The sequence below is a fragment of the Methylophilus aquaticus genome (assembly GCF_030769565.1).
Classification (GTDB): domain Bacteria; phylum Pseudomonadota; class Gammaproteobacteria; order Burkholderiales; family Methylophilaceae; genus Methylophilus; species Methylophilus aquaticus.
Genome location: NZ_JAVCAP010000001.1, coordinates 107,600 through 128,236 on the forward strand (window position 1 = coordinate 107,600; position 20,637 = coordinate 128,236).

Sequence of the window (20,637 nt, forward strand, 5' to 3'; positions counted from 1 at the left end):
GGTCTGCTTATGGGCCCACCAGTAAGGCTTGCAGTGCATTCGCTGCTGCCTGGTAGCGTGCTTTGGCAAGCTCAGACCACTGCTTGGCTAAGGCTTCGCGTTCGCTGGCTTGAGTGGCTTGAAATGCAGCTACATGTTCTGCCGAGAATAAGGCTTGTTCCGTCAGCCATGGCTGCAGTAATTGTTGTTCAATTTCGCTGATTTTTCCTGCATCGCGCTTTAAATGGCGTGCAAAAGTGATATTCACAAACAGGGATTGCAGTAGCGCCTGGTGTTTCACCAGGCTGGCTTCAAAATAGGTGTTGAGTATATTCTGCGCAATCACATCACGTACAACGTCATCTTTGGGCATGGCGGCGGCGTAGGGGTCAAAGTAGCCTGCTGGCCGCTGCGCATATACCGCAGGGTCGACCGGCAATTTGCGAATATCTGGCGTGAACAATAACTGCTGTCCGGCAGACGAGAGCGTGAATTGCGCAAATGCCTCAGCGGCCGCCTGGTGCGGTGCCTGTTGCAAAATGGCGACATGGGCTGGAGAGTAGGCGACGATGGGCGGGTAGCGATATTGCAACTGCGCCCCTTTGGCAATGGCCGACGCTGCAAAAAAATCCATGGTCAGGCCGACCATGGCGCGGCCGCTGGCGACTTCGTCGGTGATAAAGGTTGAGCCGCTCTCAATAAAACGCGCATTCAGCGTAACCTTGGTCAGCATGGCCCAGCCGTCTGCCCACGCTTGGCCGCGCAACATGGCATCAATCAGGCCCGTCGCAAAGCCAACCTTGCTTGGCAGCGGGAACGCAATTTGGCCCTGCAGTGCCGGGTTGGCAAGGTCTTGCCAGTCTTGTGGCTTACGCAGTTTCGCTTTCTCAAACGCAGACGGTGCAATCACCATGCCCAAGCCTGCGATTTCAGTCGCTGCATACAAGCCCTGCGGGTCATTGAGCAACGTGCCATGCAAGCTGGTTGGTGCATGTATCCATGCCGGGTCCAGTGTTTGCAATAAGCCTTGTTTGGCCAGTAAGCCAAAGTTCTGTCGTGACGGCGTCCAGTAAACATCAACCTCACCCGGATGCTGGTGAAGATAGCTTAAAGCGTCATTCGATTGCTTCCACAATACTTCAAGCCGGTAGTGTGGAAACTGTTGCTCAAAAGCGGCCTCAAACTGTGAAATCATCTCCTGCGGGTAGCTGGTCATCACCACCAGTTTTTCGCTGGCAGTAGCAACTAGGCTGCCCAGCAGCAAGCCACTTGCCAGAAGTAGTTTTTTGAACCTGCTTACTAGGTCGTAGCTTTGTGTCATGGTGATGGGTCCGATTAGAACAGGTAGCTCAGGTTGGTAAACCACATACGACCTGGGTTAGGGAAGCCAAAGTCCAAATAGTAGTTTTTATCTGTGAGGTTGTTCACGCCAACTTCTGCTGTCAGGTTGGTCACAGGCTGCCAGGCGGCTTTGAGGTTCATGATGGTAAACCCATCAACTTTGGCCGTGTTGCTCACCCAGCGGCTGCTGTTGTATTCGGCAAAGCCAATAATGCGCACTGCATTTACAGGTGTCCAGGTCAGGTTGGTGGTGATCTTGGTTTCTGGCACACCGGTAATTTTAGTATCGTCTTTCAGGTTCTTGATATCCATATTAGTGATGTTGCCACCTAATTGCCATTGATCGCCCAACGCTGTATTTAGACTGAGCTCAACCCCGCGGATACGTACTTCGCCGACATTCTGGTTTTGGCATTTATTTGTTGTAGAGCAGGAAGCCGCTCCGTTCAGGTTCACACTTTGAATTTTGTCATCAATGTCATTCTGAAATATTGCTACTTGTGCAGTGGTGCCTGACCAAGGATTACCTTTATAGCCAATTTCGTAATTATGAGCTTTCTCTTTAGTCAAATTGGGGCTCTCGATGTAGCTCCCTAGGCGTAATGAGTAGCGATCTTTTAGCGTTGGTAATCGAGTTTTTTGAGCTGCACTGGCATAAAATGCGGTCGTATCGCTCCATTGGTAAGAAATAGCAGCTTGTGGATCATTCGCTTTTAATTTTTTTGCGGTGAAATTAAAACCTGTCTTATAAATTTTGTCTGGTTCGATTTCATGATGTGCAAATCCGAACGTTGCCGTTGTTTTAGAGCCAATTAATATTGCGTCTTCGACGGCCAGGGAGCGTAATGTGTCCTCAAATTTCTCACCGGTAACGCCTAAACGATCGAGGCTCTCATGTTTGTCAACCTTATATTCGGTAAACAGACGCAGCGTGTTATTTGGGATGCGAGTAGACTCTAACTCCACCATGCCGCCATTTGTCTTGTCATGATAAATACTCACACCAGTGACAATTGGGTTTGTCACCAATAATGTGCTGTAGGTATTGTTTGTGTAACCTTTTAAAGTGTTGTCAAACTGATCATTAAACAATCTTAGCTTAAGCGTTTCATGACCACTCACGGCAGTTTTGGATATAAAGTACAAACTTTCTTTATCCCACTGCGGCCATTTCCAAAAGCGAACCTGGCCGCCGCCGCTCGTATCGGTAATCGGTGGGTTACCTTTTTCACCGTCCTGCTTGTAGTAAGAAAGGGCATATTCATCAGTCTCATTGGGAGTAAGACCAAATTTCAGCGAAACTTTGCTATCTTGGTATTGTGAGTTGTCGCGTTGGCCGCCTTTTTCTGTTGTTGTCGGTTTGAAATCATCTGATAAGCGGAAACCATCACTATCACGATAACTGACGCCTGCTTGTGCATACCAGTTGCCCTGGTTTGTTCCAATATTAAAATTGGCTTCATGCGTGTTTTGTTGGCCATAACCAATACGTGCATCGCCTTCCAGCGCTTTGGTCGGCTTGCGTGAAACCAGGTTAATTGCGCCGCCAAGTGTGTTGGGGCCGAAGGAGACGGAACTGTAGCCTTTGGACACCTGAATCGCCGCCAGGTCCGAGGTGGTGAATCGGCCCATATCTACATAGCCGTCATAAGGCACATACACGGGAATCCCATCAATAAACAACGGTACTTGGCGGATATCGTAGCCACGCACAGAAATCATTTGCTCGTTACGGCTGTTGTTTGAAAGCGTGATACCGGGGAGCAGGTTTAATGCGGAACCGATGGTTTCGCGGTTAAATTTGCGCATGTCATTGATGAGCAAGGTGTCACTAATCACGCCTGCATTTTGATCTTTAGGTGCAGTTACGACAATTTCGCCCAAGGTGAAAATGTTGCTATCTTCTGCCAGCGCCTGAACACTGGAGCCTCCCAGCAGGCATGCGATGATCCCTGCTATTTTTTGTTGTGAAGTTACCACGATGATTGTCCTCGCTTACCTGTAATATTTTTATAAGAAATACCTATCGATGTTCCCGATAGGGAACATCGATAGGTAGGATGAATACTGATTTTCTTACCCTTAAATCGTCATGGATTTTAGCATCGTTATATTCAATAGGGAATATCGATAATTGCTAAATGTGAAATGGCTAATTAGGGATGCAGATGGCAAAAAGTTGATCACTGCGTTAAATTGACGGCAACACTAATAAAACTTAATTGATAAGCTATAAACGTGTGAAACAGTAGGTTGCTGTGCGATTTGAATACTACAAAACGATATAGGAGGCACCAACAAAAATAAAATTTATGTCAGTCAAATCAAGATTCAAATTAGCTAACTCGATAGTATGGGCAAGAGTTCAAGCACCCTCTAAATTTAAAAGTGATTCATATATAAAAGGAAATAGAAAAAATGAACGAACTTGTTTATCCACGCGAACGTACGCTGGGCAAGATTACTCTAGTTCTGGGTCTTTTGGTCTGGATAGGTTTAATTGTCGGCACTTTTGGTGTTGCATTACTGATATTGGGCCTCAGTTTTTTACTTTATTTGTTTGCTCAATCAGCATTAATTGCTTACATCAAAGGGAATGGTGTTGAGCTAACAGAGGCGCAACTTCCTGATTTATATGCACAGTTTGTGGCTTGTTGTGACCGATTGCAAATGGAGAGTCGACCAGAGGCATTCATACTCAATGGTAATGGTGGGCTTAATGCGTTTGCTACAAAGTTTTTGGGGACACAGTATGTTGTTTTGTTGTCCGACATCGTTGATGCCATGGAAAAGCATACTGATGGCGTGAAATTTTATATTGGGCACGAACTTGGTCATTTGCGTATGAAGCATTTGGGTGTTGGGCATCTTTTACGTTGGCCAGCACTATGGCTACCTTTAGTTGGTGCCGCGTATTCCCGTGCGCGTGAAAGCACTTGTGATCGACATGGTTTAGCATGCAGTGAATCGCCTGAAAGTGCTACCCGTGCGCTTGTGGCATTATCTACCGGGCCAGATCGATGGAATCAATTAGATTTAGGGGCTTACCTTGGACAAGCTAAACACACATCTGGCTTTTGGATGTCATTTCATGAGTTAATTGCAGGCTATCCGTGGCTGACCAAGCGTGCGGTTCGTATCATGAAGAGCGAAACAGAGGTTCCTAAACGTAATGGTTTTGCCTACCTGATAGCCTTATTCATACCATTTGCAGGTCGTTTAGGCGGTGGTTTTGGATTGCTTATTATGGTCTATATGATTGGTGTATTGGCTGCAATTGCTATTCCAGCTTACCAAGATTACACAGTCAAAGCTAAATTAAGTACCGTGGTCATTGAGTCTAAGAATGCACGAAGAGCATTAACTGAGTATTATCAAGCAAACCAAAAAACGCCTGAATCATTAGATATGCTCGGCATAAAATCACAGCAATCGGATGGCAGCCAGCTATCTATGAATCCAAATAATATGGAGCTGACTGTTCGCACCAAGCAAGGCCAACTCATCTTCAAACCTTCACTGGATGACCGCGGCAATGTGATTTGGGGCTGCACAAATGGTGAAGGAATAAAACCAACTCAACTTCCACCTGCGTGTCACGGAGTATTAGAGTAGTCATCAGTGTCTTGCATGAATATTGAATAGGGGCAGATTGAAAAAGGGTGCACACAGATGCACCCTTTTAGATTTAATAGATTAGATTTTTCTCAGATAACGAGAGAACTGTAAATCTTGTGCTTCTATTTCTGGTGTTTTATGCGCCATCAGGTCAGCTAATACTTGGCCCGAGCCGCACGCCATGGTCCAGCCCAGGGTGCCATGGCCAGTATTCAGCCACACGTTGGGGTAGCGGGCATCTGCCTGGCCAATGATGGGCGTGCCATCCGGCGTCATTGGGCGCAAGCCAGTCCAGAATAACGCTTGCGAGACATCACCTACATGTGGGAACAAACCATTGAATACCATTTCCAGCGTCTCGCGGCGGCGCGGATTAAGCGTTAAATCAAAGCCTGCCAGTTCAGCCATGCCGCCAACGCGAATGCGCTGGTCAAAGCGCGTGATGGCGACCTTGTAGGTTTCGTCCATGACCGTAGACAATGGAGCTGCATCAGGCTGGAGGATGGGGATGGTCAGCGAATATCCCTTCACCGGATACACAGGCAGCTTGAGGCCCAATGCAAGAGCCAGCTGGCGTGAGTAGCTGCCCTGCGCAATCACGTACTGGTCTTCTTGCAGTGTCTCCATGCCCTGTGCAGTCGCTATCTCTACACCCAGTATCTTGTGGTGCTGCATGATAAGTCGCTGGATGCTGACGCCATGCCTGAATTGCACGCCTAATTTCTGTGCCATGGCTGCCAATTGTGTGGTGAATAGCTGGCAATCTCCGGTTTCATCACCCGGCAGGTACAAGCCACCAAGCAACTGCGCCTTAACGTGCGTAAGGGCGGGCTCAATACGCGTGCAGCCCTCAGGGTCCAGATGTTCAAATGGCACACCCATCCGGCTGAGAACAGCAATATCCTTGGCTTCAGCGGCGAGCTGTTTAGCGGTGCGGAACACTTGCAGCGTGCCGCGGCTGCGGGCCTCATACTGGATGCCGGTTTGGATGCGCAAGGCCCGCAAGCAGTCGCGACTGTATTCTGCCAGCCGAACCATGCGTGATTTATTAAGGCCGTAGCGGGCAGTGGAGCAGTTGCCTAAAAATTGTGCAATCCACTGACATTGCCACAAGCTAAAATCGGGACGGATACTGAGAGGCGCATGGCGTTGAAACAGCCACTTGAGCGCTTTGAGTGGCACATCCGGGCTTGCCCATGGCGCTGCATACCCCGGCGAGATCTGGCCTGCATTGGCAAAGCTGGTTTCGAGGCCAACGGCTGGCTGGCGGTCTATGACGGTGACATCAAAGCCTTTTAATGCCAGGTAATAGGCACTTGTGACCCCAATCACACCAGAACCTAGCACCAACACACGCATGATGACACTCCTACGACTGCCGAAACGAGGTTATTTATGTTATTCAATATCTTGGTACTGAATGTACACGGATCAGTTGATCAATGTTGATTGCGCAGGATACGGATAGTTTCTGCTTAGGATGACTGTTTTTCCAACGCTTGCACCATCACCATGGCCGGGTCGCATGGCAGATCCCAGCCAGCTGATTGCGCTGCAATTTCCACCATGCCGGTCGGGCTGGTGACATTCACTTCGGTTAAATAGTCGCCAATCACATCCAGCCCGACTAGAAACAGGCCGTGTTGTTTGAGTGTTGGGCCTACCGTTGTAGCGATTTCAAGGTCGCGTGCGCTTAACGGTTGGGCGACACCTTTGCCGCCAGCCGCAAGGTTACCGCGCGTCTCGCCGGTTTTCGGGATGCGGGCGAGGGCATAGGGTAGCGGCTCACCGTTGATGATCAGGATGCGTTTATCCCCTTTGTTAATCTCGGAAATGTAACGCTGCACCATGATGGTTTGCTGTTCAAAGCGGGTCAGTGTTTCGAGGATGGCGTAGGTGTTAGGGTCATTTTTACGCAACCTGAAAATACCGCTGCCGCCCATGCCATCCAGTGGCTTGACGATGATGTCGTCATGCTCGGCCAAAAAGGCCAGTATTTTTTCCTGTTTGCTGGTGACGATAAAAGGCGGCGTGAATTGCGCAAAACGGGTCACCGATAATTTTTCGTTCCAGCCTCGAATAGACGCAGGGTCGTTGATGATGCGCGCACCTTGTTGTTGCGCCAGCTCCAGCAAATAGGTGCTATAGAGGTATTCGTTATCAAAAGGCGGGTCTTTGCGCATGAGCACCGCGTCAAAGCTGTGCGGGGCTTGCGTGGTTTTGTCGCCAGTTTTCCAATGGCTGTCTTCAGTAAAGACAAAGGTCTGGGCATCAACCTTGACAGTGTCGCGTTGCAGGTGCCAGTCGTGCTGTTCACACACATAAAGTGTGTGGCCACGTGCCTGAGCGGCACGCATGATGGCAAGACTGGTATCTTTGTAGCTTTTGAGTGATGCCAGCGGATCAAGAATAAACAGCAGTTTCATCATGCGCCTCGGATTGGGTTATGCGTTCAATGGGTCGTTTTCCTGCAATTCTAAACCTGCCGCTAACAGGGCCAAACGCGCCACTACGCCATAAGCATAGAAACGGTTGGGTGGGGCATCAGGTGCGCCCGCGCAGTCGGGCAGGGTGCAAGGCTTTTCAAAAGCCAGTGGTTCAAAGTGCATGCCAGGCGCGTTCAGATTTTCATCAATGCCCCGGCCCGTGTGCACGCGGTAAAAGCCGCCGATGACAAAGTGATCCATCATGTATACCACTGGCTCAGCCACCGCCTCGTTGATGGTTTCAAAGGTATACACGCCTTCCTGGATGATCACTTCGCTGACGGCCATGCCTTCTTTAATCACTGACATTTTGTTGCGGGCCTTGCGGTTTAAATCGCGCACTTCGTCGGCGGATTTGACACTCATAATGCCCATGCCATAAGTACCGGCATCGGCCTTGACGATGGCGAATGGCTGTTGCGTAATGCCATATTCGTCATATTTGGCCTGGGTTTTTTTGAGGATGCTTTCCACCTTTTCGGCCAAGAGGTCTTCTCCGACGCGCGCATGAAAGTCAATGCCACTGGCAGTCTCAAAGTAGGGGTTAAGCAACCATGGGTCTATGTCCAGCAAGGTCGAAAAACGGTCTACCACAGTATTGTAAGCAGAAAAATGCTGAGATTTGCGGCGCGTTGCCCAGCCAGCGTGTAGCGGAGGAATCAAGTATTGTTCAAGGCCTTGCAGAGTGTCGGGGATGCCGCCGGACAAATCATTATTTAGCAGGATGGCACAGCTATCAAAGGCCGCGTAGTCTATGCCTTCAAATGATACCGCGTTGAGTTTAAGGCGATTTTTTTCACGCACCAACGGTTCCAGAATCAAGGGCAGGCCATCATGGGTTTCCAGTCTGGTGATCTCCGTTACTTCGGGTGACAGGCTACCGACACGGACTTCCATGCCTGCCGCTTTGAGGATATTGCAGAGTTCCAGCACATTGCGCAGGTAGTAAGTGTTACGGGTATGGTTTTCGGGAATGAGCAACAGGCGGCGTGCCTCAGGACAGATTTTTTCCACGGCCACCTGGGCTGCTTGTACAGCCAGACTGATAAACTCGGGGTTGAGGTTATTAAAACCACCCGGAAACAGATTGGTATCGACGGGTGCCAGTTTAAAGCCGGCATTACGCAAATCGACACTGGCATAAAATGGCGCGGAGACTTCTTGCCATTGCGTACGGAACCAGTGCTCGATGTCCGGCATGGCTTGCAATATGCGTTTTTCGAGTAAGACCAGCGGGCCGCTCAATGCGGTGGTTAAATGGGGAACCATCAATTGCTCCTGTGTGTGTTTTATCTAGTCCGCGCGGCGCGGCACCAGCGTGATTATGTGTGTTCGATGATTGCGTGTGCCTGCTGATCCGCATGATAGCTGCTGCGTACCATGGGGCCGCTGGCGGCATTGTCAAAGCCCATGGCATCTGCCTGCTGTTTGAACCATGCAAATGTGTCGGGGGTAACATAGCGCAGCACCGGCAAATGGTGCACACTGGGCTGCAGGTATTGCCCCAGTGTGAGCATGGTGACGCCATGCTCACGCAAATCCTGCATGACTTGCAGAATTTCATCATCGTTTTCACCCAGGCCCAGCATCAGGCCCGATTTGGTCGGCACGCTCGGGTAAAGCGCATTGAATTGCCTGAGCAGATTGAGCGAGTTTTGATAGTCTGAGCCGGGTCTGGCCTGTTTGTACAGGCGCGGCACGGTCTCCAGATTGTGATTCATCACGTCGGGCGGCGCTTCACGCAAAATTTTCAGCGCAATATCCAGACGTCCTCTAAAGTCGGGCACCAGGATCTCAATTTTAATGTGCGGAGATTGCGCACGGATGGCACGGATACAGTCGACAAAATGCTGGGCGCCACCATCAGGCAAATCGTCGCGATCTACTGAAGTCACCACCACATAACGCAGTTTCATCTGCGCTATGGTGCGCGCGAGATTCTCCGGCTCGTGGGGGTCAGGCGGCAGAGGTTTGCCATGGGCGACGTCACAGAACGGGCAGCGGCGGGTGCAGATGTCCCCCAGAATCATAAAGGTCGCCGTGCCGCCGCTAAAGCATTCACCGATATTCGGACAGCTGGCTTCTTCACACACGGTGTGCAGATTGTTATCTCGCAACACCTGTTTGATTTCCTGGAAACGTGCCGAATCCGGCACTTTCATGCGTATCCATTCCGGCTTGCGCAGCATGGGTTGCGGGATGATCTTGATCGGGATGCGCGATGTTTTGGCGGCATCTATTTCTTTGACACCCGCCACTTTTTTGGCTGGTCGATCAGTGGGGTTCAGGTCTGACATGCGTCAGTTTCTCTTTCAATCGTTGGGTAATATCCACGGCGATGTCTGCCATGCCAAGTGCAATATGCAGATCGCTGGTTTGTGTCATCTGCATGCCTGCATATCCACACGGATCAATGTCTGCAAACGGCTGCAAATCCATGGCGACATTTAAGCTCAAACCATGATAACAGCATTGATTTTTCAGGCGTAGCCCCAGTGAGGCTATTTTTTTACCCTCTATATAGACACCGGGTGCATCGGCCCGGGCAACTGCACGGATACCGTGATCATGCAAAAAATCAATCAGGCTGTTTTCCAAGATGGTGACGAGTTGCCGCACATTCAAGTGGTTGCGTGCCAAATCAATCAGGCAGTAAATAATGAGTTGGCCGGGTCCGTGGTAGGTGATTTTGCCGCCGCGGTCTACCGGTACGACCGGAATTGCATTTTGTGGCAAACGCACGCCGCGGCGATTGAGGCCGAGTGTATAGACGGGCGGGTGTTCTGTGATCCAGAGCTGATCAGGGGAATCAACAGTTCGGCTGGCAGTGTAGGCCTGCATCTCTGCCAGTGTGCTGGCATAGTCACGCAACCCCAGTGGGTGAATTTCAAGCACAGGCTGACAGGTTTCCAGTGCAGGCATGCAGTGTTAAAGCACCACCTTGACCAACGGGTGTGCGGTCAGGCTGCGGTAAATCTCGTCCAGTTGTGGTTTCGACGTCACATAGACCAGACAAGTCAGGCTCAGGTATTTGCCATTGCTGCTGCCACGCATTTCGATCAGGTGCGTATCAAACGCAGGCCAGTGCCCCTGTATGGTACGGGTAATTTCCATCGTAAAATCCGCGTGGGTTTCGCCCATGACCTTGATCGGAAAGTTGCACGGAAACTCGATCAGGGTTTCTTCAGCAGTGGGTAAATCTGGTTCGCTCATGGCAGTTGCCTCCAGCTAGGGTTATTGCAGATACAAACGGACTTGATCAATCATGCGCGCAAAAATATTGCTGGCTTCCACTGCATGTGCGGTCACCAGCGGTACACTGCGTACGACTTTTCCATTCAGGCTGAATTCAATCTGGCCAACAACCTGCCTGGCCTTCAGCGGTGCTTCCAGCGGCTTGTTAATGCGCAGGCTGGCCTTCATGTTTGGATATTCACCACGCGGCATGGTGAAATACACCGGTTTGCTCACGGTTAAATCAATGCTGTTCTCAGTGCCTTTCCATACCTTTTGTGTACTGACTTTGGCGCCTGCTTGATACACTGTTTTAGACTCATAAAACTGAAAGCCAAAATTAAGCAGTTTTTGACTTTCTGCGGCCCTGACGTTATCTGAAGCCGTACCCAGCACCACTGAAATCAAACGGAAATCATCGCGCTTGGCTGATGAGATCAGGCAGTAACCAGCGGATTCTGTATGACCTGTTTTCATCCCATCTACGGTGGGATCTAAAAATAACAGGCGGTTGCGGTTTGGCTGGGTGATTTTGTTGTAGGTATATTCTTTTTGCGAGTAGAGGCGCTTGTAGTCCTGTGGAAAGTCACGAATCAACGCATTGGCCAATATGGACAAATCTCTCGCTGTTGTCATATGTGCCGGGTCTGGTAAGCCAGTGGCATTCATAAAATGACTGTTATTCATGCCCAGCAAGGCGGCTTTCTTGTTCATCAGTGCGGCGAATAGCTCTTCACTGCCGGCAATGCCTTCGGCCAGTGTAATGGCAGCATCATTGCCAGATTGAATAATCAGGCCATGCAGCAGTTCATCCACCGTGACCGTCATGGTGGTGTCGATAAACATTTTTGAGCCTTCCACTTTCCAGGCTTTATGGCTGACTGGCAGTGCTTGCGTCAGGGACAGGCGTTTTTGTTTGACTGCTTCAAAGGTGAGGTAAGCCGTCATGACTTTGGTCAGTGAGGCTGGCTCTACCGGCATATCTGGCTGATTGGCAGCTAACAGGTTGCCGGTGTTAGCGTCACGTAAAACAAAGGCTTTCGCAGCCAGCGTCGGTGCTGGTACATCGACAGAAATTGCCTCAGCCGCCAGTACACTGAAAGGAAAAACGAATAGAACAGCAAAATAAAAGCGCCACATGCTAAATCACTTAAAGAAAAAACCTAACGAGAAAAAATAAGTGCAGGTAACTGCAATTGGTCGCGCATTTGACTGGCTGCCTGCACCGCCAATGCGTGATCTTGAAACGGCCCCAGCACAATCTGGAACACCTTTCCATTATACACTTTGTTCACTAAGGATTGTGTCTCCGGCATGATGCTGAAAATGCGCTGTTGCAAACGGTCTGCATTTTCTTCCTGACCAAAAGCGCCTACTTGCACATAGATGCCATTAACAGCCAGCGTGTTCAGTTGGCGAGTTACAGTCAATGTACCCATGGCGGGTGTGGCGGTTTCTTTAGTGTTGGTCTGGCTGGAAGGTAGCGGTGCTGCCGCATTCACTTGTGAGGGGTCAATCAGCGCAATTTCAACTTTTGCCAAGCCTTGGCGAATGATATCCAGTTGTTTTGCCGCTGCGTAGGATAAGTCCATAACGCGATCACGGCCAAAGGGGCCACGGTCATTGACGCGTACCAAAAGGGTTTTGCCGTTGCTTAGGTTGGTTACGCGTGCATAGCTTGGAATCGGTAATGTCCTGTGGGCCGCGGTCAACTTGTACATATCATAGATCTCGCCACTGGCCGTTTTGCGGCCATGAAATTTTTTACCATACCAAGAGGCATGGCCAGTCTGAATAAAGGGCGTGGTAATTGCAGACATTGGTAAAATCGTTTCCCCATTCACAATATATGGTCTGGTTGTGCCTTGTACAATAGGCTCCAGTCGCGGGGTGATGCTGGTTTCCAGCGGAATATTGAGGTCTATGCCATCGGTCGGGTTGCCAGTAGTTTCAGGCTTTGGGTCAATGTTGATCAACTTGGCGCCGTTGAGCGGAGGTGCACTCATGGACGGGGCAGGCGATGTTGCAGAAGCTGCCGGACGTTCGGCGGGGATTTGTCGGGCAGAAGAGGGCGTGGAAGGCGCTGTTTGTCTTGGCGGCATGCTGCTTTGACAGGCCACTAGTGCGGCTGTCAGGATCCCAATACTCAGCTGTCGCAAATAACAATGCATTTTTATCCTTGTCGAGAGTAATCAACTAGTCAGTGGCGACAAGCCGTTTATGTGATTGCACACTCATCAGTAGGCCAAGACTCAGTCCCAGTGTTAGTAATGAGGTACCACCATAGCTGACCAGTGGAAGCGGAATGCCGACAACGGGTAAAATCCCGCTTACCATCCCCATGTTTACAAAACAATAGGTAAAAAAGGTCGCAGCAATGCTGCCTGCCAGCAACCTTGAAAATACGCTTTTAGCTTGCGATGCAATGACAAATGCGCGGCCGATAATGATCGTAAATAACAACAACAATAAGCAGCAACCAGCTAGCCCAAACTCTTCGGCAAACACTGCAAAAATAAAGTCGGTTGTGCGTTCTGGTACAAAGTCCAGTTGAGATTGTGTACCATTCAGCCAGCCTTTGCCGGTGGTGCCGCCGGAACCAATGGCAATCGTTGCCTGAATAATATGGTAGCCTGCGCCCAAAGGGTCTTGGCTGGGATCAATCAAAATTTCAACCCGCCGACGTTGGTAATCATGCAGCATTGACCATAAAACAGGTAAGGCTGCGCCAAAGGCCACGCCACTGCCAATAATAAATTTCCAGCTAAGGCCTGCCAGAAAAATGACGTAAAACCCTGCAGCGAACACCAGTGTCGCTGTTCCCAGATCTGGTTGTTTTGCAATCAGCAGCACCGGAATCAGCAAGATGACACCAGCAACCAGATAATCGCTGCTACGCAGCATGGATTCACGCTTGGAAAAATACCAGGCAAGCATAATGGGTACTGCCAGCTTCATCAACTCGGAGGGTTGGATTTTGGTGATGCCCAGATTAAGCCAGCGGCGCGCACCATGGCTGATATCCCCCACCAGCGCGACCGCAATTAATAGCGCCATTCCCAGCAGGTAGGCAGGTAAGGCGATGCGTTCAATATGCTGCGGCTGGGTGTTAGCCACCAAAAACATTACTCCCAGCATGACCAGGATGTTGACGATTTGTGCATTGACCTTGGCAAAGGTTTGGCCGGAGGCACTGTAAAGCACCATTAAAGCAACCACCAGCACCATTAATACTGTGGCCAGCAGAATGGAGTCGATGTGACGGATAAACTGTACAATCAGCTTTCTAATCATGTTCTTCCTCTTCTGTGCCAAGCGCATGCTGGTGGGCATCTTCTGTCGCATTGACCACCAAGCTTTCGGCGGCTACTACTGGATCCGCCGGTACTTTGCCCAGTAAATAGTAATCCATCACTCGCCGCGCAATCGGGCCCGCCGCCGAACCACCGTGACCGCCGTTCTCAACAATCACCGCCACGGCAATTTTAGGATCATCGGCCGGTGCATAAGCGATAAACCAGGCATGGTCGCGATGACGCTCGTTAATGGATTTTTCGTTATATTTTTCGTTTTGTTTGATGCCCACTACCTGTGCTGTACCGGTTTTTGCGGCAATCAGGTAACCCGCATTGGTGCCTATGGCCGCGGCCGTGCCACCGGGTTGAGTCACGTCCATCATGCCTTGTTTCACAATTTCAAGGTTGCTCGGGTTGAGCGGTAGTTGGTCTGCAATCACATGCGGCAGCAGTTTGACCTGGTTGGATTTTGAATTAACGATGGCATTGACCAGATGTGGGCGGATCGCCTTGCCATGGTTGGCCAGCATGGCTGTTGCGTGCGCCAATTGCATGGGCGTGACCAGGGTATAGCCTTGACCAATCCCGACGATCACGGTTTCTCCCATGTACCAGGGAAGTTTAAAACGTCTTTGCTTCCAGCCAGGTGTGGGTAGCAGGCCGGACAGTTCACCCTGGATATCGATATTGGTTTTTTCACCAAAGCCAAAATGGCGGACAAAATCCGTGAGCCTGTCGATGCCCAGTTCCATGGCGAGGCCATAAAAGAAAGTATCGCAAGACACCGTAATGGCTTTGCGCATGTCTACTGAGCCGTGTCCGGAAGGCTTCCAGTCACGGTAGCGATGGCGGCTGTTGGGCAAGGTAAAGTAGCCCGGATCACTGATGGTATACGGGGGTTGGCGTTTGCCAGATTCCAGCCCGGCCAAGGCCACAAAAGGTTTAAACGTCGAGCCCGGTGGGTAAATACCTTTCAATGAACGGTTAATCAGTGGTTTGTCGAGCGAGTTGTTGAGCAGGTTCCAGTTGTCGTAGTCAATGCCATCCACAAACAGGTTGGCATCAAACGAAGGCATGCTGGCCATCGCCAGTACTTCTCCAGTGGCAGGGTGGATGGCGACCAGCGCGCCACGACGACCAGCGAATTCCTGCTCGGCAATTTCCTGCATTTTGGCATCGATTGACAGCACGACATTGTTGCCAGAAGTCGGCGACGCACTCGACAGCACCCGCACGGCGCGGCCATCAGCATCAATCTCCACCTGCTGAAAACCGGTAATGCCATGCAGTTCTTGCTCATAGGCCTGCTCTACCCCGGCTTTGCCAATATGTTCAGTACCTTTGTAGTTGGAGAGCTGACTGTTCTCCTTGAGCTGTTTCAGGTCATTTTCGTTGATGCGGCTGATGTAGCCAATGGCATGGGTACCCAACGTGCCGTAGGGGTAGTGTCGAAACAAGCGTGACTTCAGCTCCACTCCCGGAAAGCGAAAACGGTTAACTGCAAACTTGGCGGCTTCAAATTCGTTTAAATGGGTTCGGATTGGCACACTTTCAAAGGTGTGGCTTTGTGCCCGCAGTTTTCTAAAGCGCTTGAGATCACTCGCCGAGACTTCAACCAGCTTGCTTAACCCATTAATGGTATCTTGCAGGTCATCGGTTTTTGAAGGGGTGATTTCCAGCGTATATACAAAAAAATTATGCGCCAGAATAATGCCATTACGGTCTGAAATCAGGCCCCGATTCGGGGTGATCGGTACAATCGAAATGCGATTGTTTTCGGCCAGTGTTTGATAATAGTCATAGCGATACACCTGCAGAAAGTAAAAGCGACCAGCCAGCGCTGCAAATGCAGAAAGTACTAGCAACACCAGTATCAGCAAGCGCAGTCTGAACTTGTGTTGTTCGTTTTGATGATTTTTGAGTTCGGTGCTGTAACCCATGGCCTTACAGTTTTTTCGGGCGGGTCAGCTCGCCAAACGCCATAATCATGATTTGCCAGAGTAGTAAATCGCTGATCACAGGCAGGCTGTAGGTCCAGTCAGGCATTTCGCTGCCTGCAAACAGCTTCAGCAGTAAAATCAGCAGGCGCTGTACCCCAAATAATGTCACCACGTATAAATACAGTTGCCAGCGATTGAATAGCACCAGTCGGCGCTGGTAGACCAGCCCCAAAAACGCCGTTACCGCGAAAGTAAACGCATGCTGTCCCAACAGGCTGCCTGTGGAAAGGTCAACCAGCAAACCCGCAAACCAGACCCAGCCCACATTGCAGTGGTAAGGGGATTGCAGAAGCCAGTAAAGGGCAATCACCAGTAAAAAGTCAGGGCGAATGATGACGCCTGAGCTTGACCATGGATAAAGTTGAAACACCAGACCGACCAGCATAGTAAAAAAGAACGTACTAAATTTGACCGGTTTCATCTTACATGCTCCGGTGGAGACGCTTTTCTGGGCGTTTCTGGCTTGGGCAAGGCTGTTTTCTCAGCCTCTTGCTTAAGTGTTTCTTTGACGGATGCTTTTTTGGGTGTTTCTACTTTTGGGGTTTCCTGCTTGGGTATTTCTTGTTTCGGAGCTTCTGTATTCGCCGGCTCTGCAGGGGCCGGGTCTGCTTGTTGCACTGCTGCATTTTCCGGCAATGCTTCTGTCGGTGGTTCTGCATTGAGTTCAGCCTTGCTGTTGCCTTCAGGCCGGCCAGGGTCTGTCAATGCATTCTGTTTTTGTAGAATATCCACGACAGACTGGTCAAGGTGCTGGGCATTGTTGCGTGGCAGCATTGGCCGATTATCCGTCATTGGGTTCACGGCAGGGGCTTCCGGCATTTTTAGAATCAATACATGTTTGTGGTTATTGACCCCGGCAATCGGGCTGCTGATGATTTTTGCAAAAGGGGAATCCTGACTTTGTTTGATCTGGGTGACGGTGGCCACAGCCAAGCCGGCCGGATAGACGCCATCGATGCCGGAGGTGACCAGTTTGTCGCCCACCTTGATATCTACACTGGTTGGCAGGTAGGGAATATCCAGTGTGTTGCGTTTGCCTTCCCCAAATGCAATCGCGCGCAATTGGTTGCGTTCGATCTGAATGGGGATGGAGAGCTTTTTATCCGTGATCAGCGTGACTTCACTGGTAAACGGGTAGACACGGGTAATCTGGCCTACCACGCCTTGCTCATCAACCACCGCTTGCCCGGGGGCGATATGGTGATGGCTACCACGATTGAGCGTAATAATGTTGCTGAACGGGTCACGCCCCATATGTAGCACTTCACCCAGTGTGGCCTGTGGAATGCGCGGTGCATCGCCTGCCAGCAATGTGCGCAAATGCGCATTTTCGGCATCTACTGTCGCCAGACGCTGTAATGCCGCATGGTCGATCAGCCCTTGTTCCTTGAGTTTGAAGTTTTCCTGTATCAGTCGGTTGTGCGAGGTGAAGTAGGTGTCAATATTGCGGCCCCACTCATTAGGGGCGCTGGCCAGCACTTCCAGTGGGTGCAGTGCGGCACTGAATCCTTGACGCACCTGGCTCAAGTAGTCAAAGCGTGCATCCACCGCCATCATCAATAGCGAGACGGTACAAAAAAACATCAGGCGCGGAAATGGCTTGGGCCCCTGGACAAAAAAGGCCGGAGAAACCTGCGGATCCAGCTGTTGGTGTATGCCTTTAAGCATGATCAGGAACGCGCCAACCCGGATTCACTTATTCGCTGGCGAATACGTTGCCCAGTTTGTCCATTTCTTCCAGTGCGCGTCCACAGCCACGGGCCACGCAAGTCAGCGGGTCTTCAGCCACAATCACGGGCAAGCCGGTTTCTTCTACCAGCAAGCGGTCAAGGTCACGCAATAGCGCGCCGCCGCCAGTCAGTACCATGCCTTTTTCGGCAATGTCGGCACCCAGTTCCGGGGGGGTTTGCTCAAGGGCTGACTTCACTGCACCGACGATCGCATTGAGCGGCTCGGTCAGCGCTTCCAGAATCTCGTTGCTGGAGATGGTGAATTTGCGTGGCAAACCTTCAGCCAGGTTGCGGCCGGTCACTTCCATTTCCAATACTTCAGAGCCCGGAAAAGCCGAACCGATTTTTTTCTTGATGGCTTCGGCCGTCGGTTCGGAAATCTGCATGCCGTAGTTACGGCGGATGTAATCAATAATCGCCTGGTCAAACTTGTCACCACCCACGCGTTCGGATTTGGCGTACACAATCCCGCCCAGTGAAATCACACCGACTTCGGTAGTACCGCCGCCAATATCTACCACCATGCTGCCGGTTGCTTCAGCGACGGGCATGTCGGCACCGATGGCGGCGGCCATCGGTTCTTCAATCAGAAACACCTGTTTGGCACCGGCGCGCTCGGCAGACTCTTTAATCGCACGACGTTCCACCTGGGTAGAGCCGACTGGCACACAGATGATGATGCGTGGGCTGGGCGAAAACCAGCGTGACTCATGGACTTTACGGATAAAAAACTTGAGCATTTGTTCGGTGATGGTGAAGTCGGCAATCACGCCGTCCTTCATCGGGCGAATCGCCTGAATGTTGGCAGGCGCACGGCCTAGCATGCTTTTGGCATCAGCGCCCACTGCCAGCAGGACCTTCTTGCCGTTGGGGCCGCCCTCGGTACGAATGGCGACGACCGACGGCTCGTCCAGCACCACGCCTTTTCCGCGCACGTAAATCAGCGTGTTAGCAGTGCCGAGGTCAATTGCAAGGTCATTGGAGAAGTAGCTGTTGAGTGAACCGAACATGTTTTATCCTGTGAAAATTCTGACTTTTGGGCCGCCATCAGAGCGTGGCATAAAATCAAGGTATAATAGCGCAAAACGCACATGAAATTAAGATGTGATTTCAAAATCTTGTAGACATTAAGCAGATATGGCACTCAATCTAGACGATATCAAGCGCATTGCCATGCTCGCCCGCATCGAGGTGAGTGAGAGCGAAGCGCAGGAAACTTTGCATAAACTGTCCGGCATTCTTGGTTTGATTGAGCAAATGCAGGCAGTGGATACCACCGGCATTACGCCTATGTCACACTCGCAGGACGTGACGCAGCGTTTGCGAGAGGACGTGGTTACCAAAACCAATCAGCGCGAACTGTTTCAATCCATTGCGCCCGCAACACAAGACGGTCTGTATCTTGTCCCTAAAGTCATTGAATAATACTCCGTTTTTACACGGTTAAGCTTTTACACGGTTAATAAACATGATCAACAGCAGTTTGAAGCAGCTCGGCCACTTGTTGGCCAGCAAACAAATCTCCAGTGTTGAGCTGACGCAAAGTTATTTGCAACGCATGGCACAGCACAATCCGGGGATCAATGCCTACATCACCATCGATGAAGAAAAGTCTCTGGCGCAGGCCAAGGCTGCCGATGTCAGCATTGCGGCTGGCAACGCACAAGCGCTGACGGGGATACCGATTGCGCAAAAAGATATTTTTTGCGCCAAAGGCTGGCGCACCACCTGCGGCTCCAAAATGCTGGAAACCTTTATTTCACCTTACGATGCACATGTGATCAGTCAGTTTGATGCGGTGGGTGCGGTGAATCTGGGTAAAACCAATATGGATGAATTCGCCATGGGTTCTTCTAACGAAACCAGTTATTTTGGTGGCGTGAAAAACCCGTGGGATGTTGACCGTGTACCGGGCGGCAGCTCGGGTGGTTCTGCAGCAGCCGTAGCGGCACGCCTGTGTGCGGCGGCCACCGGCACCGACACCGGCGGTTCTATCCGTCAACCGGCTTCTCTGTGCGGTTTTACTGGCCTGAAGCCGACTTATGGACTGGTGTCACGTTACGGCATGATCGCGTTTGCCTCCTCACTTGATCAGGCCGGCCCCATGGCCAAGTCCGCTGAAGATTGCGCCTTGATGATGAATGTGATGGCCGGTTTTGACGAGCGTGATTCCACCAGCCTCAATCGCCCGGTTGAAGACTACACCCGCGGTCTGGCTGCGATGACGGGTGACCAGCCGCTCAAAGGCTTGCGCATCGGCCTGCCCAAAGAATACTTTGCCGAAGGCCTCAACGCCGATGTTGCCAAAGTGATTGAAACTGCAATTGCCGAGTACAAAAAACTGGGCGCCGATATTGTGGAAGTCAGCCTGCCCAACAACAATCTGTCGATTCCGGTCTACTACGTGCTTGCACCGGCAGAGGCCTCCAGCAACCTGTCACGTTTTGATGGTGTGCGTTATGGGCACCGTGCCGCCGAATACAATGACTTGCTCGAAATGTATATGAAATCGCGCGCCGAAGGTTTTGGTGCCGAGGTCAAGCGCCGGATTCTGATTGGCACCTACGTGTTGAGCGCCGGTTACTACGATGCCTACTACCTCAAAGCCCAGCAAATCCGCCGCCTGATTGCGCAGGATTTTGTCGAAGCCTTCAAGTATTGTGATGTGATCATGGGCCCGGCTGCCCCTTCCACTGCCTTTAAAGTCGGCGAAAAAACCAGCGACCCGGTGGCCATGTATCTTGAAGATCTGTACACCATTGCCGTCAACCTCGCTGGCTTGCCCGGGATGAGTATTCCGGCCGGATTTGCGCAAAGCAGCGAAGGCAAGCCACTGCCAGTCGGCTTGCAGATTATTGGTAATTATTTTGATGAGGCACGCATGCTGGATATCGGCCATGCCTATCAACAAGTCACAGACTGGCATCAGCAGATGCCAGCAGGGTTGGAGTAA

General features: G+C 50.9%; 18 protein-coding genes. 3 read left to right on the forward strand and 15 right to left on the reverse strand.

Annotated features, from left to right (window positions below; translation table 11 throughout):
- Positions 1–7: 7 nt before the first annotated feature.
- Both Q9291_RS00540 and Q9291_RS00545 read right to left on the reverse strand, forming a co-directional pair.
- On the reverse strand, positions 8–1,300 hold the full coding sequence (locus Q9291_RS00540) for an ABC transporter substrate-binding protein (protein ID WP_306388029.1): 1,293 nt from the start codon (positions 1,298–1,300) through the stop codon (positions 8–10).
- 14 nt (positions 1,301–1,314) lie between these two features.
- Positions 1,315–3,300, reverse strand: coding sequence for a TonB-dependent receptor plug domain-containing protein (locus Q9291_RS00545; RefSeq protein WP_306388030.1), 1,986 nt, complete (start codon positions 3,298–3,300; stop codon positions 1,315–1,317).
- A gap of 438 nt (positions 3,301–3,738) precedes the next feature.
- Between Q9291_RS00545 and Q9291_RS00550 the strand changes: the two genes are divergently transcribed.
- The gene (locus tag Q9291_RS00550) at positions 3,739–4,935 is read left to right on the forward strand and encodes a M48 family metalloprotease (protein WP_306388031.1); all 1,197 of its coding nucleotides are present in this window, start codon (positions 3,739–3,741) and stop codon (positions 4,933–4,935) included.
- An 81-nt stretch (positions 4,936–5,016) separates the two neighbouring features.
- Here the strand turns inward: Q9291_RS00550 and Q9291_RS00555 are convergent, their stop codons facing one another.
- The 13 genes from Q9291_RS00555 to Q9291_RS00615 all read right to left on the reverse strand — a co-directional run bounded on the left by Q9291_RS00555 (position 5,017) and on the right by Q9291_RS00615 (position 18,694).
- Positions 5,017–6,297, reverse strand: a complete 1,281-nt coding sequence (locus Q9291_RS00555) for a D-amino acid dehydrogenase (RefSeq protein ID WP_306388032.1) — start codon at positions 6,295–6,297, stop codon at positions 5,017–5,019.
- Between the two features lie 116 nt (positions 6,298–6,413).
- Positions 6,414–7,364: a glutathione synthase gene (gene gshB, locus Q9291_RS00560; protein ID WP_306388256.1), complete on the reverse strand. Its 951-nt coding sequence runs from the start codon at positions 7,362–7,364 to the stop codon at positions 6,414–6,416.
- Positions 7,365–7,382: 18 nt separating this feature from the next.
- Positions 7,383–8,693: a glutamate--cysteine ligase gene (gene gshA / locus Q9291_RS00565; protein WP_306388033.1), complete on the reverse strand. Its 1,311-nt coding sequence runs from the start codon at positions 8,691–8,693 to the stop codon at positions 7,383–7,385.
- A 53-nt stretch (positions 8,694–8,746) separates the two neighbouring features.
- Complete coding sequence (gene lipA, locus Q9291_RS00570; RefSeq protein WP_306388034.1) at positions 8,747–9,721, reverse strand: lipoyl synthase; 975 nt, start codon at positions 9,719–9,721, stop codon at positions 8,747–8,749.
- The gene (gene lipB, locus Q9291_RS00575; RefSeq protein ID WP_306388035.1) at positions 9,699–10,346 is read right to left on the reverse strand and encodes a lipoyl(octanoyl) transferase LipB; all 648 of its coding nucleotides are present in this window, start codon (positions 10,344–10,346) and stop codon (positions 9,699–9,701) included. Before lipB ends, lipA begins: the two co-directional genes overlap by 23 nt.
- Before the next feature lie 6 nt (positions 10,347–10,352).
- Entirely contained in the window at positions 10,353–10,637 is a 285-nt protein-coding gene (locus tag Q9291_RS00580; protein ID WP_306388036.1) for an HP0495 family protein, read from the reverse strand.
- Between the two features lie 21 nt (positions 10,638–10,658).
- Positions 10,659–11,798 (reverse strand): D-alanyl-D-alanine carboxypeptidase family protein, encoded by a 1,140-nt coding sequence (locus tag Q9291_RS00585; RefSeq protein WP_306388037.1) that lies wholly within the window; start codon positions 11,796–11,798, stop codon positions 10,659–10,661.
- 23 nt (positions 11,799–11,821) lie between these two features.
- Complete coding sequence (locus tag Q9291_RS00590) at positions 11,822–12,760, reverse strand: septal ring lytic transglycosylase RlpA family protein (protein ID WP_306388038.1); 939 nt, start codon at positions 12,758–12,760, stop codon at positions 11,822–11,824.
- Positions 12,761–12,854: 94 nt separating this feature from the next.
- Positions 12,855–13,952: a rod shape-determining protein RodA gene (gene rodA / locus Q9291_RS00595; protein ID WP_306388039.1), complete on the reverse strand. Its 1,098-nt coding sequence runs from the start codon at positions 13,950–13,952 to the stop codon at positions 12,855–12,857.
- Positions 13,945–15,894, reverse strand: a complete 1,950-nt coding sequence (gene mrdA / locus Q9291_RS00600) for a penicillin-binding protein 2 (RefSeq protein WP_306388040.1) — start codon at positions 15,892–15,894, stop codon at positions 13,945–13,947. Before mrdA ends, rodA begins: the two co-directional genes overlap by 8 nt.
- Positions 15,895–15,898: 4 nt before the next feature.
- Positions 15,899–16,375, reverse strand: a complete 477-nt coding sequence (gene mreD / locus Q9291_RS00605; protein WP_306388041.1) for a rod shape-determining protein MreD — start codon at positions 16,373–16,375, stop codon at positions 15,899–15,901.
- The gene (mreC, locus tag Q9291_RS00610) at positions 16,372–17,622 is read right to left on the reverse strand and encodes a rod shape-determining protein MreC (RefSeq protein WP_306388042.1); all 1,251 of its coding nucleotides are present in this window, start codon (positions 17,620–17,622) and stop codon (positions 16,372–16,374) included. Before mreC ends, mreD begins: the two co-directional genes overlap by 4 nt.
- Positions 17,623–17,650: 28 nt before the next feature.
- Positions 17,651–18,694, reverse strand: a complete 1,044-nt coding sequence (locus Q9291_RS00615; protein WP_306388043.1) for a rod shape-determining protein — start codon at positions 18,692–18,694, stop codon at positions 17,651–17,653.
- 127 nt (positions 18,695–18,821) lie between these two features.
- Between Q9291_RS00615 and gatC the strand changes: the two genes are divergently transcribed.
- Together gatC and gatA are read left to right on the forward strand one after the other, a co-directional pair.
- Entirely contained in the window at positions 18,822–19,109 is a 288-nt protein-coding gene (gene gatC / locus Q9291_RS00620) for an Asp-tRNA(Asn)/Glu-tRNA(Gln) amidotransferase subunit GatC (protein ID WP_306388044.1), read from the forward strand.
- Positions 19,110–19,152: 43 nt separating this feature from the next.
- A complete protein-coding gene (gene gatA, locus Q9291_RS00625) occupies positions 19,153–20,637 on the forward strand; it encodes an Asp-tRNA(Asn)/Glu-tRNA(Gln) amidotransferase subunit GatA (RefSeq protein ID WP_306388045.1) in 1,485 nt (494 codons plus the stop codon).

Excerpts from the sequence above, each read along its gene's own strand:
- Q9291_RS00540 (WP_306388029.1), bottom strand. The coding sequence starts at position 1,300 with ATGACACAAAGCTACGACCTAGTAAGCAGGTTCAAAAAACTACTTCTG.
- Q9291_RS00550 (WP_306388031.1), top strand. The coding sequence starts at position 3,739 with ATGAACGAACTTGTTTATCCACGCGAACGTACGCTGGGCAAGATTACT.
- Q9291_RS00555 (WP_306388032.1), bottom strand. The coding sequence starts at position 6,297 with ATGCGTGTGTTGGTGCTAGGTTCTGGTGTGATTGGGGTCACAAGTGCC.
- gshB (WP_306388256.1), bottom strand. The coding sequence starts at position 7,364 with ATGAAACTGCTGTTTATTCTTGATCCGCTGGCATCACTCAAAAGCTAC.
- gshA (WP_306388033.1), bottom strand. The coding sequence starts at position 8,693 with ATGGTTCCCCATTTAACCACCGCATTGAGCGGCCCGCTGGTCTTACTC.
- lipA (WP_306388034.1), bottom strand. The coding sequence starts at position 9,721 with ATGTCAGACCTGAACCCCACTGATCGACCAGCCAAAAAAGTGGCGGGT.
- lipB (WP_306388035.1), bottom strand. The coding sequence starts at position 10,346 with ATGCCTGCACTGGAAACCTGTCAGCCTGTGCTTGAAATTCACCCACTG.
- Q9291_RS00580 (WP_306388036.1), bottom strand. The coding sequence starts at position 10,637 with ATGAGCGAACCAGATTTACCCACTGCTGAAGAAACCCTGATCGAGTTT.
- Q9291_RS00585 (WP_306388037.1), bottom strand. The coding sequence starts at position 11,798 with ATGTGGCGCTTTTATTTTGCTGTTCTATTCGTTTTTCCTTTCAGTGTA.
- Q9291_RS00590 (WP_306388038.1), bottom strand. The coding sequence starts at position 12,760 with ATGCCGCCAAGACAAACAGCGCCTTCCACGCCCTCTTCTGCCCGACAA.
- rodA (WP_306388039.1), bottom strand. The coding sequence starts at position 13,952 with ATGATTAGAAAGCTGATTGTACAGTTTATCCGTCACATCGACTCCATT.
- mrdA (WP_306388040.1), bottom strand. The coding sequence starts at position 15,894 with ATGGGTTACAGCACCGAACTCAAAAATCATCAAAACGAACAACACAAG.
- mreD (WP_306388041.1), bottom strand. The coding sequence starts at position 16,375 with ATGAAACCGGTCAAATTTAGTACGTTCTTTTTTACTATGCTGGTCGGT.
- mreC (WP_306388042.1), bottom strand. The coding sequence starts at position 17,622 with ATGCTTAAAGGCATACACCAACAGCTGGATCCGCAGGTTTCTCCGGCC.
- Q9291_RS00615 (WP_306388043.1), bottom strand. The coding sequence starts at position 18,694 with ATGTTCGGTTCACTCAACAGCTACTTCTCCAATGACCTTGCAATTGAC.
- gatC (WP_306388044.1), top strand. The coding sequence starts at position 18,822 with ATGGCACTCAATCTAGACGATATCAAGCGCATTGCCATGCTCGCCCGC.
- gatA (WP_306388045.1), top strand. The coding sequence starts at position 19,153 with ATGATCAACAGCAGTTTGAAGCAGCTCGGCCACTTGTTGGCCAGCAAA.